The sequence below is a fragment of the Microbacterium sp. Cr-K20 genome (genome assembly GCF_000708325.1).
Classification (GTDB): domain Bacteria; phylum Actinomycetota; class Actinomycetes; order Actinomycetales; family Microbacteriaceae; genus Microbacterium.
In genome coordinates this window covers 12,632-26,475 of record NZ_JARE01000041.1, presented here as the reverse complement: position 1 = coordinate 26,475, position 13,844 = coordinate 12,632, and the positions used below count along the sequence as shown (strand labels likewise).

16 protein-coding genes are annotated in these 13,844 nt (G+C 63.7%); 2 read left to right on the top strand and 14 right to left on the bottom strand.

Annotated elements, in window-relative coordinates:
• Nucleotides 1–32: 32 nt before the first annotated feature.
• Nucleotides 33–314 carry a metal-sensitive transcriptional regulator gene (locus GZ67_RS0106345; protein WP_026049679.1) on the bottom strand — a complete coding sequence of 94 codons (282 nt, stop codon included), beginning with the start codon at nucleotides 312–314 and terminating at the stop codon, nucleotides 33–35.
• A 161-nt stretch (nucleotides 315–475) separates the two neighbouring features.
• On the opposite strand from GZ67_RS0106345, the gene GZ67_RS0106340 reads away from it, so the two are divergent.
• Both GZ67_RS0106340 and GZ67_RS0106335 read left to right on the top strand, forming a co-directional pair.
• Nucleotides 476–1,042, top strand: coding sequence for a TlpA family protein disulfide reductase (locus GZ67_RS0106340; protein ID WP_029273828.1), 567 nt, complete (start codon nucleotides 476–478; stop codon nucleotides 1,040–1,042).
• On the top strand, nucleotides 1,039–1,800 hold the full coding sequence (locus tag GZ67_RS0106335) for a cytochrome c biogenesis CcdA family protein (RefSeq protein ID WP_029264089.1): 762 nt from the start codon (nucleotides 1,039–1,041) through the stop codon (nucleotides 1,798–1,800). The genes GZ67_RS0106340 and GZ67_RS0106335 overlap by 4 nt, the downstream gene beginning before the upstream one ends.
• 97 nt (nucleotides 1,801–1,897) lie before the next feature.
• Here the strand turns inward: GZ67_RS0106335 and GZ67_RS0106330 are convergent, their stop codons facing one another.
• The 13 genes from GZ67_RS0106330 to GZ67_RS20525 all read right to left on the bottom strand — a co-directional run bounded on the left by GZ67_RS0106330 (nucleotide 1,898) and on the right by GZ67_RS20525 (nucleotide 13,728).
• Nucleotides 1,898–3,253 carry a peptidoglycan DD-metalloendopeptidase family protein gene (locus GZ67_RS0106330; protein WP_029264090.1) on the bottom strand — a complete coding sequence of 452 codons (1,356 nt, stop codon included), beginning with the start codon at nucleotides 3,251–3,253 and terminating at the stop codon, nucleotides 1,898–1,900.
• Nucleotides 3,254–3,446: 193 nt separating this feature from the next.
• A complete protein-coding gene (locus GZ67_RS20090) occupies nucleotides 3,447–4,130 on the bottom strand; it encodes a copper resistance CopC family protein (protein ID WP_051662385.1) in 684 nt (227 codons plus the stop codon).
• Complete coding sequence (locus tag GZ67_RS0106315; RefSeq protein ID WP_168380814.1) at nucleotides 4,127–5,842, bottom strand: cytochrome c oxidase assembly protein; 1,716 nt, start codon at nucleotides 5,840–5,842, stop codon at nucleotides 4,127–4,129. Before GZ67_RS0106315 ends, GZ67_RS20090 begins: the two co-directional genes overlap by 4 nt.
• A gap of 179 nt (nucleotides 5,843–6,021) precedes the next feature.
• Nucleotides 6,022–6,537, bottom strand: a complete 516-nt coding sequence (locus GZ67_RS0106310) for a DUF3515 family protein (protein WP_036304312.1) — start codon at nucleotides 6,535–6,537, stop codon at nucleotides 6,022–6,024.
• Entirely contained in the window at nucleotides 6,522–8,123 is a 1,602-nt protein-coding gene (lnt, locus tag GZ67_RS0106305; protein ID WP_197021087.1) for an apolipoprotein N-acyltransferase, read from the bottom strand. The genes GZ67_RS0106310 and lnt overlap by 16 nt, the downstream gene beginning before the upstream one ends.
• The gene (locus GZ67_RS0106300) at nucleotides 8,107–9,057 is read right to left on the bottom strand and encodes a cytochrome c oxidase assembly protein (RefSeq protein ID WP_017201925.1); all 951 of its coding nucleotides are present in this window, start codon (nucleotides 9,055–9,057) and stop codon (nucleotides 8,107–8,109) included. The genes lnt and GZ67_RS0106300 overlap by 17 nt, the downstream gene beginning before the upstream one ends.
• Before the next feature lie 25 nt (nucleotides 9,058–9,082).
• The gene (locus GZ67_RS0106295; protein WP_017201924.1) at nucleotides 9,083–9,418 is read right to left on the bottom strand and encodes a DUF6804 family protein; all 336 of its coding nucleotides are present in this window, start codon (nucleotides 9,416–9,418) and stop codon (nucleotides 9,083–9,085) included.
• On the bottom strand, nucleotides 9,415–9,954 hold the full coding sequence (gene lspA / locus GZ67_RS0106290) for a signal peptidase II (RefSeq protein ID WP_017201923.1): 540 nt from the start codon (nucleotides 9,952–9,954) through the stop codon (nucleotides 9,415–9,417). Before lspA ends, GZ67_RS0106295 begins: the two co-directional genes overlap by 4 nt.
• Nucleotides 9,947–10,615 (bottom strand): copper resistance CopC family protein, encoded by a 669-nt coding sequence (locus GZ67_RS0106285; protein ID WP_017201922.1) that lies wholly within the window; start codon nucleotides 10,613–10,615, stop codon nucleotides 9,947–9,949. Before GZ67_RS0106285 ends, lspA begins: the two co-directional genes overlap by 8 nt.
• Complete coding sequence (locus GZ67_RS0106280) at nucleotides 10,608–11,522, bottom strand: cation diffusion facilitator family transporter (protein ID WP_017201921.1); 915 nt, start codon at nucleotides 11,520–11,522, stop codon at nucleotides 10,608–10,610. Before GZ67_RS0106280 ends, GZ67_RS0106285 begins: the two co-directional genes overlap by 8 nt.
• 9 nt (nucleotides 11,523–11,531) lie before the next feature.
• Complete coding sequence (locus tag GZ67_RS0106275) at nucleotides 11,532–12,518, bottom strand: NAD(P)-binding domain-containing protein (protein ID WP_029264096.1); 987 nt, start codon at nucleotides 12,516–12,518, stop codon at nucleotides 11,532–11,534.
• Nucleotides 12,518–13,183 (bottom strand): DsbA family protein, encoded by a 666-nt coding sequence (locus GZ67_RS0106270; RefSeq protein WP_029264097.1) that lies wholly within the window; start codon nucleotides 13,181–13,183, stop codon nucleotides 12,518–12,520. The genes GZ67_RS0106275 and GZ67_RS0106270 overlap by 1 nt, the downstream gene beginning before the upstream one ends.
• A 71-nt stretch (nucleotides 13,184–13,254) precedes the next feature.
• On the bottom strand, nucleotides 13,255–13,728 hold the full coding sequence (locus tag GZ67_RS20525) for a hypothetical protein (RefSeq protein ID WP_136025676.1): 474 nt from the start codon (nucleotides 13,726–13,728) through the stop codon (nucleotides 13,255–13,257).
• Nucleotides 13,729–13,844 lie beyond the last annotated feature (116 nt).

The following is a 13,844-nucleotide window of genomic DNA, read 5'->3' as shown; positions in this document are numbered from 1 at the left end:
GATGTGCTCCTTCGAGTAGACAGACGTAGTAGTTATGAACGGACGAGACGAGCGATCGCTTCGTTGGCCTCGCGGACCTTCGCCGCAGCCACCTCGCCTCCCTCAGCACTTGCCTGAGCGACACAATGAGCGAGATGGTCACTGAGTAGCGACAACGCCACCGTCTCGAGGGCCTTCGTCGCCGCAGACACCTGCGTCAAGATATCGATGCAGTACTTGTCCTCATCAACCATTCGTGCGATACCTCGCACCTGACCCTCTACCCGGCTCAACCGCTTACGCAGATCAGCCTTGTTGCTCTCGTAGCCGTTCACTCCCAAAAAGATACCCCCTAGGGGTATATAACACAATGCATGCGAGTCTATTCCCGGTCGGGAAGTGTCCGAGGCAAAGGTGACGCATAGGTGATCTGTGTAAGGTTCGAAATATGCGTCGAAGACCCCGCTTTCGTGCCGTTCGTGGCGCGGTCGGGGCCATGCTCGCTGTGTCCGTGATCGGGCTGACCGGGTGCGCGCCGGATCCGGTCAGCGATTCCTTCCTTAAGGGTGAGAACACCGGGTATGTGGCCGCCGACGGCGCGATTGTCGAGATCCCGGTGGCCGAGCGGAGCGAACCAGTCGTCTTCAGCGGCGTTACTGAAACTGGCGATGATTTCGACAGTGCCGACAACGCCGGCAAGGTCACGGTGGTCAACTTCTGGTACGCGGGGTGCGCGCCGTGCCGCGTGGAGGCGAAGGATCTCGAGAGCGTCTGGCGCGAGTACGGCGGCGAGGATGTAGCTTTCATCGGCATCAATACCCGCGACCAGGCTGACACTGCCCAGGCTTTCTCCGACGAGTTTGGCATCACCTACCCGAGCCTGATCGACGTGAACACGGCCGAGGCGAAACTCGCTTTCTCCGAGGTGGTGCCGATCCAGGCGACACCAACGACTCTCGTGCTCGACAAACAGGGACGCGTCGCCGCCCGCATCATCGGACCCATCGACGGCACCTCGATCCTCTCGACGCTCGTCAAGGACGCTCTGGCGGAGACACCATGAACGCCGACACCATCATCGGGTCCGGTGCGCTCTGGCTCGCAGTCCCCGTCGCGATGCTCGCCGGTCTCGTGTCGTTCCTGTCGCCCTGCGTACTCCCGCTGGTCCCCGGCTACCTCGGCTTCCTTGGTGGGGCGGTCGCGCCGGGCTCGAAGGGTGGCGCGACGAATGCAGTCGCGCCCCAGCGCCGTCAGCTCGTAGTCGGCGTACTGCTGTTCATCCTCGGATTCAGCGTCGTCTTCGTTCTCATCACCGCGCTGGGCGGCACGGCCGGCGTGTTCTTCCTACGCTGGGGCGACCTAGTCACACGCATCCTCGGAGTCGTCATCATCCTGATGGGGCTCGTCTTTCTCGGGTTGTTCAGTTTCGCCCAGCGGGAGGTTCGCTTCCACGTCGGCTCCCGGGCCGGAATCGCAGGGGCGCCGCTACTTGGAGTGGCACTCGGTATCGGCTGGGCACCGTGCATGGGTCCGACGCTTGCCGCGATCATCGCGCTTTCGTTCAATGCTGGCGACCCTGTCCGGGCCGGCTTCCTCGGCCTCGCGTATTCGCTCGGCCTCGGCATCCCGTTCCTGTTGGTCGCATTCGGGTTCGGTTGGGCGGCGAAGACAGCCGAGTTCCTCCGTCGTCACATCCGAGTGGTGAACGTCTGCGGCGGCATACTGCTGATCGTCCTCGGCCTCCTGATGGTGACAGGGCTGTGGACCGACATCATGTCGCGGCTGACGGCGGTGATGGGCAGCGTCATCCTCCCTCTTTGAGATCCCTAGCAAGGATGTCGCGAGTGACGACTGGAGCAGCCCTCTCTACCCGACTGCTCGTGTCGACGGCACCACTTCGTAATCCCGTGTCGGAGCTTTAGATATAGACGCCGCGGTCTTCCATGAATCGGACGGGGTTGGTGTAACCACCATTGATGTAGACCTCGAAATGCAGATGGCAGCCGAAGGAGCGTCCAGTGTCACCTGCGTAAGCGATGACCTGGCCGGAGTTGACCCATTGGCCTCGACCGACGACGATGCCTCCTGGTTTGATGTGGGCGTAGCCGGTGCTGACGCCTCCGCCGTGTTGGATTCGGACGTAGTTGCCGTAGTTACCGTTGGCGCCGGCGTAGTCCACGGTTCCGGAGTTGGCGGCGTAGATCGCGGCACCGCAGCCGTTGGCCATGTCCGCGCCGTAGTGGTAGCTCGAGGAGCAGCCCTGCGAGCCACAGATCGGGGTCCGAGGACCGTAGCTTGAGCTGCGGCCGCCTCCGTGGGGCCGGACCCAACCGCCACTTCCGGCGGAGCCTCCGCCGCCACCATTGCCGCCTCCGTTGGCTGCGGCTTCGGCGGCTTCGCGTTCGCGACGGGCTCTCTCTTCTGCCTCGCGGGCGGCCACACCCGCCTGATAGCCGGCGACCGTCTGCGTGGTGGTGTCTTTCAGCGCGGCGAGCTGCGCCTGCATCGTCTCGAGGTTCGCGGCTTGCTCGTCGAGCGCGGCCTGTGCGGCGTCGGCCGCTTCTTGTGCGGCAATCATCTTCTGCTCTGCGACCTGCTGCAGTCGGTCCCGTTCGTCGCGGGCGACCTTCGCCTGATCGGTCAGCGATTGGGCGGTATTGCGCGCCGAGATTGCGTCATCGTAGACCGATCGGTTGTACTCGAGCAGCTTGTCCATGGTGCCCAGGCGGGACAGGAGCTCATCGGCGTTGGCCGCGGAACCGGAGAAGAACAGTTGAAGTGCTGAATCGTCTCCACCGTTGCGGTACAGCTGTGCCGCAACTTGACCGGCCCTGCGCGCAGAGGTTTCGGCAATCGCTGATTGTTCGTCCGCCTGCGCCTGCAGGCTGTCCGCTTCCGTGATCGCAGCGAAGTATTCCTGCTGCGCCGCATAGAACGCGTCGGAGGCTGTATCGGCGGCAGCCTGAGTCTCGGCGACCTTTTGCGTCAGAGATTGGATCAGCCCTTCGATCCGAGTGATCTCGGACGCTTTGGCGGCTTCGTTGTTCTTGGCGCGTTGCACATCGTCCCAGCTCGGGTAGGACGCAGCGTACGCGGCTGAGACGCCGGAGCCGATACCGAAAGCAGCGAATGCGGCGACGCCGAGGGCGCCGAGCCCGAAAGCGCCACGTCGAGTAACACTCAGCTTCCAGAACGAGTCACGTTCGGCGGGCGTGGGTGCACACCCGCATTCTTCAGTCGCTTCCGTGGCCGCAGAGAAGCTTCGTTCGTTCACTGTGCCCTCTCCTTGAGCTCGGTTTCGTGGATTCTGCTGCCATGGGCGCGCAGATTGGCCATGCTCGCGTTGCCCGTCGTCTGGTCTATCGTCCGTTCGTGGGGGTCGAAGTCGCGCCGACTCGCCCGTGATCTCTGATCTGTGGCCCATATCTGACGCATCGAACTTGAGTTCGCCTGCCCTGACACGAAGCTCACGCTTTCGTATCCGTATGGACGTCGGCGCTCAACCTGTTGTGCTTTTTCTTCTTCACTTGCCGTACGACAACGGTGGCCGTGATCACCGCGGCACCTGTGACAGCCACGGCGATGATGAGCGGGATCGCGATCGAAGCCACCTCGTTCTCGCCTGCGGATGCCGCCGGGGGAGGGGTGTCCGCTGCTGGAGATTCGGTGGTTGGCGCGGCGGAGGGCGACGCCTTTGCCGGTTGGATCCGTGATTGTTCGTTCCCGCATGCTGGTTTGTCCCATCCCAGCCCTGGCTCGCTCCCGCTGGGAGCGTATGTGAACGCGAAGCTCTCGGATATGGGGTGACCGTCGCTGGAGACGGCGTTCCATAGCACGGTGTAGAGGCCCGCTTCTCCGAGTGCGACTGGGGTGGTGAGGATGTTGCGATCGATGGTGGAGCAGCTGGATTCGTAGAAGAGGCCGTCGGGTCCTTGCACTTGGGCGAAGCTGGCTTGGCTGAAGTCAATGAGTTCCCCGCTGAATGTGAGAGCGACATCGTCAAGTCGGGTGACGGTTTCGTCTGCCCCCGGCACGGTGTCCAGGAGATTGTCGTGCGCGAGAGCTGCGGGGGCCGGTGCGGCCACGATTCCCAGTGCGATGAGAGCAAGAAGGGTGCGGGCGAACCAGCGAGTGCGGTGGGTGGAGGTCACAGGCGTGGATCCTTTCGTACGGCGGGCACGGGGGTGCTACCGGCAGGTCGGTTGTTGCGTTTCGTGTGGAGGACGGAGAAGCCGGTGAGGATTGCGAGCGTTCCCGCGATCATCAAGGTGACGCCTCCGGCGAGGGCCTGATCCTGGAGGGGGGTGGGACCCCACGTCCGCCCCATGGCGCCAAACCACTCGGCGACGATGAGGTCGGAGCGCGTGCTAGTGGCGATGCCGAAGAAGGCGGCAAGGCCTGTGAGCGCAGTGAGTGAGGTCACACGCCACCGCCCCTCGGGCGTCGTGGACGCGTGAAGGGAGAGCGATCGTACGAAGAGGCACCCGGTGACGAGGAGTTGGCTGATCATCCATTCCCCTCCGAGCTGGTCGTAGAGCGACCATCGGAACAGGTCGGAGTAGTGGATGAACCACAGCGATGTAGCGAACAGGGACGCGGCGACGACGGGGCGCAGAGCGAACCGTGCCAGCGGGCTGTGGGCGACCCAGAGAAGCCATTCGCGCGGTCCTCGGCTTCCATCGTCCCGTGCATAGATGACCAAGGTTGCGAGCGTGATCGGCGCCGCGAAGACGAGGAGCAATGGGATGGCGAGGCTGAGGAGAGCGAAGGAGAGGAACCGCATACTGATGAGCGAGTCGTCGTAGGCGGCGAGCGGGCCACTGATCGTCCACAGAAGCGCCCCCATCCCCGCAATCCAGCTGATCGTCCGCCTGGCTGGCCACGGATTCCCGCGGCGCCGTGCGCGTCGGACGCCGACGAGGTAGAGGACGATTCCGAAACTGGCGACGAGCACCCAGAGGAGGTCGGGGCTCCACGCCGTGAACCATCTCTGCAGGGTGAGTTCGATCGGGACGGGTGCGTCGGTGAGGATCTCCGCGGCGGTGTTTTGCGGCGGCGTGATCGTATCGGCGGGGGCGGCGGTGCGGGCGAGGGCGGCGGCGGCACCGCTCGCGACACCCATGAAGCCGAGTTCGACGCTCACGATCATCCAGAAGGCGCCACGGCCCTCGTTGGCCTTTGCGATGAGTCGGCGGCGGTAGGCGGCACCGAGGACGCCCATGACCAAAAGCGCGCCGATCTTTGTGAAGAGGATGATGCCGTACGGTGAGGCCACGTCTTCCCACCGGCCGAGGGCAGTGAGCGCCCGCGCGAATCCCGAGACGGCGACGCCGATGAACGCGAAGAGTGCCACCGTCGAGTACCGGCGGAGCAGGTTCTCAAGTTCATGCGGAGAGCTGATGGGTCGCGCGGCGACGAGCAGGATGAGACCGCCGAGCCATATCGCTGCTGAAATGACGTGCAGGACGAGGGACATGACCGCGGGATCGTGGTTGGCGAGCTCACCCGAATGACCCTGGGTGGCCATGGGTATCAGGCTGATGATCGCGAGCACGGTCGTGAACAGCACCGCCCCATTGCTGCGAACAGCGAATGCGAGGACTGTCACGACCGAGGCGAGGATCACGGTGATAAGCCATGATCGTCCCAGCTCCGTGTCGAGAAGAAAGCGGCCCAATTGCGCACCGAACTCGGCGTTCAGGCTCACTTGCGGATTGAACGACGACAGGAAGGTGAGGAAAGCCACCACCCCGCTTGAGATGGTGAGGGTCGCGGCGCCGGCGGAGGCGATATCGAGCGCGACGGTGAACGGTTTCCCCCCTGAGGGGAGAGCGAACACCGCCAGCACCAGGGGCCCGAGCATTGCCGCACCGGAAAGATTGACGATCAGCTTCGCGGCCGGGAGTCCCCATCGCACGAGCGCTCCAGGGTCATTGGTGAGTCTTGGTGCAGCTCCTCCACCGATCGCGAGCCCGACCACCGCAGCGATGAGTGCGGCGACAACGAGAATCGTCGGACCAACAATCCGGAGAACAACGGGATTCATGGAGCGGTATCTCCCGTCTCATCGCCTACGACGTCTGGGTCTTCGGTCACAGGTGCCGTGCATTCACCGGTCTTGGGGAGCTGCTGGATCGCCCCGGCGAGAGATTCAAGAACCGCGTCTGCCGACAGGGTGGTGGTGTCCACGTACACCTGGGCAGCTGGCTCTCGGCCGTAGGTTGTGAGCCGCAGATTCGGGGTGTCCTCCTCGTCGACGATCCAATCGACGCCACCCAAGCTGACACATTGCAGCGTGGTGGGGGCCGGGGGCTCCGACCCGCAGGTGAGGAGCACGCTGCTGGGGGTGCCCCATGCTGCGGTGGCCTGAGCGTCCGTCCAGACGCGATCCTGGTCGCCTATCGAGTCCGGTAGTCGTACGGTGACCTCTGCGCACAGCGGGTCATTCGCGTTTGCTGCGGGCTCGAGGTGGACGGTGGGTGCGCAGCTGCTGAGTAGAAACAGTGCGCAGAGTGCCGCGACAGAGGTCAGAATCTTGAGTTTCACAACTTCATCCATCCGTCTTCCTGGGAGTGAGCATCCGACCGCCGCTGTCGGATCGACACGACGAGCAGCGCGAGTACGCTTCCGATACTGAGTGTCCAGCCGAGCCACGGCATCAGCACGACGGCGAGGGTCGTGCCGGTGCGGAGGGGGACCTCGGTGATCTTCGCCGCGGTCGTGTCCACCGCAACCTGAGCCAACACTTTTCCATCGCGGCCGATGACTTGACTGGTCCCGGTGGTGGAGACGTTGACGGCAGTTCTCCCTGTTTCGAGCGCGCGCATACGGGCGATGGCCAGCTGTTGGAGGTTCTCGTCGGTGCCTCTGAAGTCCGCGTTGTTGGTTTGAAACACGAACATCTGCGCACCAGAGGCCGCGCTTTGGTGGATGACGTCGTTGTAGATGACGTCGAAACAGATGGCCAGACCGATGGGCACATCGCCAACGTTCATGAGGGGTGTGTTGGAGCCGGGCGTGTACTCGCGTTGTATCAATCCGATGAGGTCGGGGGCGATGGCTTCGTAGAACCAACGGTCCGGGACGTATTCGCCGAAAGGGACGGGGTTGGCCTTGTCGTGGAGCTGCTGCGGCCCGGCGCTGGTCCACAGCATCGAGGTGTTGAACGTGTCGGCTCCGCGGGTGGTCGCCGCATTCACCAGTGCCGGAGCGCCGGCACCCTGCACGAGTCGATCAAGGCGGCCCGCGACGGCGACATCGCGCAGGGGATCGGCGTCGACGGCCCCTTCTGGCCAGACGAGAAGGTCCATCTCACGGTCCAGAAGAGGAGCGGTCGCTTCTTCCTGCGCGCGCAGGATGTCACCTGTTGTTTTGGTGTCGAAGTAGCCGCTGGGACCGTTGCCCTGCACCCATCCGACGCGCAACATTCCCGCTTGCTCAGTCGGGAACAGAGGGACGGCTATCGCGGCAACGACGATGACCGCCGCTGCTGCTGCTGGCTCCCATCGGCGGAGGATGAGGGCTTCCACAACGCTCGCGCAGACCAGGACTGTCAGGAAGGACAGCCCGGTGGTCCCAACCCAGGATGCGGCCTCCGCGAGCGGGCTCTCGGCGAGACTGAAACCGACGCGCGCCCATGGGAACCCGGTGTACGGCGTGCTACCCATCAGCGTTTCTCGCAGCACCCACACCCCGGCGACCAGCAGAGGGGTAATCGCGCGGTACCCGTATCCGGTCCGGGTGGTGGCTCGATAGGCGAGTGCGATCAGCACGCCGCCGGCACCGAACAGCAGAGCTTCCAAGCCAGCCAGCGCGACCCACGGGATAGGCCCCAGAAACCGTGACACCCATGCCAAGTGGGTGAAGTAGAAGGCCGCGCCGTAGACGAGGGAGATCAGGAACGCCCCGGGTAGAGAACGTCCGCGGAGCGTCCACAGCCCGATGGTTACGCTCACGAATGCTGCGGGCCACCACCCGTATGCGGGGTAGGCGAAATCCAGTATTCCTCCTGCGACGGCGGCCGCGATGATCGCTACGGAAAACGGCACCGCAACAGGCAGGCGCGCGTTGTGCTCTCTGGGGTTGCCGCGCCTCGATCGAACGAAAATGGGGGGTCCCACCAACGGGTCAGCGGTCACGGTCATGAGAGCTCAGATTTTTCAGATAGGCGTTGTACGTGTCGAGGTCGGCGTTCCCATGCACGTCGGCGTACCGGTCCGCCGCGGCAGCACGAGCGGTGTCGCTGCGGAACCAACGATGCATCACGTAGATCAACATCAGCACGGTCGGGGCTTCGCCGTAGGACCAGGCCAGAGCACCGGCTAGCTGCTGGTCAGCGAGGGGATCGATGCCTAGCGCCTCTGTGGGGGCGACGAACGAGCCGACCAGGATCGTGCTGGCCATCATGAGGAACACCCCGAAGAATGCGTGGAGCGCGGCTTCAGCAAACACATCCAGCGCACGGGCACCGTGACCCAACCTGACCGGCAGAGGATCGGAGGACAAGATGGGGATGGTGAACAGCATGCCGGCGAGGAGGAATCCGACCTCGAGCGCGACGTGACCCGTGGGGAGAGTGAGGATGGAATCGGCAGCACCCGCAAGGTAGATGCCGTAGAACGCGAACAGGTAGAGCGGCACAGTGGCCCACGGGCTAAGTACCCATCTCGCGGCCGGGCTTCGAAGAGCACTGTGGGCCGCTGTGAGGACTACCCGTCCCGCTCCGTGATGCGGTGTTGCTCGCAGAAGAAGGGTTCCGGGTGAGCCGAGGACCAGTAGCGGCGGCACCATCATCATCAGAGTGAGCTGCTGGAACATGAAAACGGACACCAGCGCCTGGCCATACGTTTCAACGCCCAGGCCAGTGACCGCCGCGAGGAGAACGCACCCGAGAAGGAAGCTGACCGTCCGCCACACGGGCCAACGACGCCCGTGCGTCCACAATCGGATCGCTCCGACGAGATAAAGCGCAGCGAGGATCCCCGCGACGATGGGTAGCACCGGAAGAGGAATGTCGGCCGGTGCGAGGAACGTCTGCAGTGACGGGGGACTGTCCGGGATCTCGCCGCTCACACGCATGGTCGTGACGAGAAGCTCACGCCGCTCACTTCCGGATCACCTTGATCGTCGCACCCGCTGCCAAGAAGACCACGGCCGCGACGGGCTGTGCTGTGGTCCACACGACACCGGAGAAGGGGAACGGCATCACCGGATTCCAGAGCACGGCGATCGCGAGGAAAACCGGGATCCACCACCAGTGGCGTGCCTGCAGCGCAAACCACCCGACGATCAGCCCGAAAATCGAGGCGATGAAGAGGACGAGCGGTGCCCAGTTCGCCTGGAAGAGCGCCGGGGCCAGGAACAGGATCGCGGCGGCGACGAGGCTGGGGGCCAGGGCATTCCGCTGGTAAGTGGAGGGGACGCGTTCTTTGGGACTCATGGGTGAACCGTTTCTTCGGCGGGTACAGGGTCGACGGGATCGGGGCGGGACGCGGGGTCTGGCCGGCGACGGCTTGTGCGCAGACCCGCGACGATGAGGAATACGGCACCGATGCCGAGAGCGACATCGGCGAGGTTGCCGATGAACAGGTTCCCGTAGGCGAGGAAGTCGGTGACGTGCCCGATCCCGAACGCGGGCGGCGAGAATAAGCGATCGATGAGGTTTCCGATCGCACCGCCCACGATGAAACCGAAACCAACCGCCGACCAGACGTTCCGGGCTCGGATGGCGGCACCGATGAGGACCGCGGTGACAGCGACCCCGATGACGGTGATGACCCATGTGGAACCTTCCCCGAGCGAGAAGATCGCCCCGGGGTTGAAGGCCAGTTGAAGACCGAGCCAGTCACCGATCAGCGGTATACGCGCATCTTGCCGCAACGTGTTCAGAGCAAGAGTCTTGGTGCCTTGATCGATCAGGATGACGATGGCGGCGACGATGAGCATCACGGCCGACCGGCGGACTCGATCACGCATCGGCGTCGTTCTCCGTAGCTGCGGCATCCTTGGCGGCCTGTGCGCGGTCGCGCTGGTGACGCTGGCGCCCGGCCATAACCACTCCCACAACGCCGATCCCCAGAATCAGTGCTAGACCCGAGAGGAAGAACAGGGGCAGCAGTTCGAAAGCGCCGCCGCCGGATGCCGTGCCACCGTATGTTTGCGCGGGTCGGGCCGGTTCCGGCTCCTCGGTTGGGGAGGTTTCAGGGGTGGGGCTTGTGGTCGGAGTGCTGGGTTCCGTGGCCATCGCGGGCGTGACGGTGTAGACATACTCTCCGCTGATCGGGTGTCCGTCGGCGGAGACGGTCTTCCAGCGGACGGTGAAGATGCCGGTTGCGGCGTCCGGGGAGAGGTGTTGGGTGATCGAGTCACCGCTCACCGTCGGCGGGTCGACGGCGACGTTTGCTCCGCTTTCATCGATAACCTCGACGACCGTTGCGTCGTCACCACCGGTGAGGGTTCCGGTGAACATCAGAGAGATCTCGTCGGGGGATCCGTTGATGGTCGAGTCGGCGGTGGGGTACGACGAAACGAAGTCGTCATGAGCGGCGGCCGGAGATGCAGCCCCAAGTACGACGGATGCCGACAACAACAGGGTGGTGAGGACGGCAGTGGTGCGTGCCGAGAGGCGTTTATGCATGGGTGTCGTGCTCTCCGGGGTGGGATTCGGGTTCAATCTGGAAGGTGGAGTGTTCGATGCTCACGGCGAAATGTTCGCTGACGCATTGCTGAAGTGATGCCAGCAGTTCGGCGGAAGCTTCCATCGTGACGGTGTCATCGACCACAACATGGGCGGTGAGCGTGGGGAGGTCGGTCGAGACCTGGGTCGCGTGGAGGTCGTGCACCGCGACCACGTGCGGAAGGGCAAGGATGTGGCGGCGAACATCCTCGAGGTCGAGACCGGCAGGTGTGGACTCCAACAGGACCCGGCCGGATGCTCGCAACAGGATGAGGGTGCGGGGAATGATGAGTAGCGCGATTAAGACGCCCGCGACAGCGTCCGCCTGATACCAACCGAAAACGGCGATGAGGATGGCGCTGGCGATGACGCCGACGGAACCGAGGGCATCGTTGACGACCTCGAGGAACGCGGCGCGCATGTTGAGATTGCGCCCGCGGCCGCTGAACAATACGAGCATGGAGGCGATGTTGGCGACGAGACCGACGATGCCGAAGAACAGCAGACTTCCCGAAGCGATCTCCGGGGGCTCGAACAGCCGACGTACGCCTTCCACGAGCGCGAAGATGCCCACTCCGAGCAGCAGAGCTGCTTGAGCGAGTGCACCGAGCACCTCAGTGCGTTGAAGACCGAAGGTGTACTTGGGAGTCGGGGGACGGTTCATCAGATGCGCAGCGGTGACGGCCATCGCCAACCCGACGACATCGGTGAGCATGTGCGCCGCATCAACGAGCAGTGCGAGGCTGCCTGTGATGATTGCCCCGACTACTTCGATGATGAAGACCGAGGAGGTGATCGCGAACGCGATGACCAGGCGATTGCGGGGAGTGGCGTCACCGATACCGTGACTGTGCCCTGTTTCTGTCATGGTGCTCCTTTATGGCCGTCCGACGATTAGCCGGGCGACGGTCGCCGCTTCACGGCTCGCCCCAGCGAGGGTGTCAGCGTCCGCCCGGGAGTATCGCGGCATGCCAACAGTGAACAGTCCGGGGATGCGTGCACTGACGTGTAATGGCTGCCCGGGGGGCTCCGAATCGGGCAGCCATCCGTCTGCCGGCTCGTACCCGGTCGCGAGGATCAGGGATTGCGGCTTCATGGACGCCCCATCGGCGAACATCACGGTGTCTCCGTTGACCCCCGTTACGGCGGCGGCATGAGTGACGTCTGTCGAAGCTGCGCGGGGGCGTGCCTCGGACATCGGACCCTTACGTCGCAGCCTTGACCAGATGGGCCGCTCTGATGCCCGTGGTGGTTCCGCTCGAGTCGCGAGGGTGACGTCGTGGGAGGACGTGAGTTCTTCAGCAATCTCCACTCCGCTGTATCCGCCGCCAACGATCAACACGCGGCCGGGGGGTATCTGCGCGGGGTCGAGGTACTGGCTGGAATGCAGCACAACACCGGGCACTGCCAGTTCCTGGCGCCACCCCGGTATGCGCGGCACGGCGGCAGCTCCCGTTGCACAGACCACATTTCGTGTTTGCACTTCCCCGGCGGAGGTCGACAGATGCAGCGTGGATCCGTCGCCCAACCGGTTGACTCCAAGAGCTCGTGTGCTCCACACGGTCTTCACACCGATGGCTTTCTCCACCGAAGACAGATAGTCGGACATCTCATCCGCACTCGGATGACGATCTTCATCGCCCGGGAAAGGGAACCCGCGGACGACACTGTGGCGTGCCGCACTGCGCAGTTTCATCGACTGCCACCGTGTGGCCCAGCTTCGTTGACCGGGGGGTGCAGAATCGATGATCGCGAAGTCTTTCTGTGGCTCAAGCCCGGAGGACCTGAGCGCGGCGGCTGTCGCCAATCCGGAATGCCCGGCGCCAACGATGATGACGCGACGGTGCGATAGCGAACGCGCCATCATTCAGCACCGTTCACCGCGGCTTCAATGCTGTCCTCCAGGTCGGTCCACGTTTCCAGCACGACAGGCTCTCCATCGATGAAGAACGAGGGGGTACTGCTGACACCGAGCTGCTCACCCTCGTCGAGATCGAACTGGACCCGTTCTGCTGTCGCCGGATCAGCGACCGCATCATCGAACGCGGCCATGTCCAATCCGAGTTCCTCCGCAAACCCCCGGAACAGGTCCGCACGAGACTCTTGAGCCTCACCCCATTGAGGCTGCGTCTCGAACAGGCGGTGATACATGTCTTCCAGCCGCCCCTGCTGCGCTGCGGCTTCGGCAGCGATTGCGGCGTTCTTCGAGTTGAGGTGACCAGGCAGCGGGAAGTAGCGGATCACGTACGTGATCTCGCCATCGAACTTGCCGCGGAGATCCTCGACGAGGGGATAAAACGCACCGCAGGCCTCGCACTCGAAATCGAGGAATTCGACAACCGTCACCGCCCCTTCCCCTCCGTCATCGAGGACATGCGAGTTCTCACGGACGACCTGTGGACCGTCAGCGGTCCCCGTCTCGGGTGCGGCAGCTCGATTCTGATTGACAAGGACGAAGACCAGCGCGACGACCAGCAACACCACGGCGAGAGCAACGGTGACAAGTACCGCTTTCACGGAAGGTTTCATAGACACTCCAAACACACACAACGAACGAGGGCGACCAGTGGAGCGCCATCGAAGAGATGGCGCCGCCAGAGTCAGGTCCGCGACAGAGAAAGCTGTGTGAGAGAAGGAGGCAATGCGAACAGGCGCCCCGTCATGGCCGCCAGTGATGGTGCGCGCGGCAAACGTTCGCGAATGTGAGAACCGGGGACGTGCCGGCGGAAGGTCCGCGTGACGATGAGCACCAAGAAGCAGCAGATGATACCCAAGAGGCACCCGGCAACACCGATCACGATGTCGTTTGCGGTATCCCCGGTCACGAATTGTTCGGCGGTCGCGCCGACAACGCTTTCACCGGAACCAGCGGAGTCCTGGCCGACAGAAGGCGTCCCTAGTGACGACGAGGATGTCGTGCTCAGATACGGAGTCGTATCTGTCACGTCACGATGGCCGCCCGGCCATGCTCCGACAACGAGAAGAAGCGCCAGCCCGAGGGCTGTAATGATCTTCGTTATCAGGAACTCGTCGGCTCGGCTAACGCATTTGTGAGCGCGACCGTGGACGACCATGACCTCAGGATGATACCAGCCCCACCAATCAAGTCTTCTTGCGAACCCGTGAGCCACGCGCCCGTTCTACGGGCGAAGCGAGAAAGCCTTGGGACGTCGTCCGCTGAGCCAGCCCA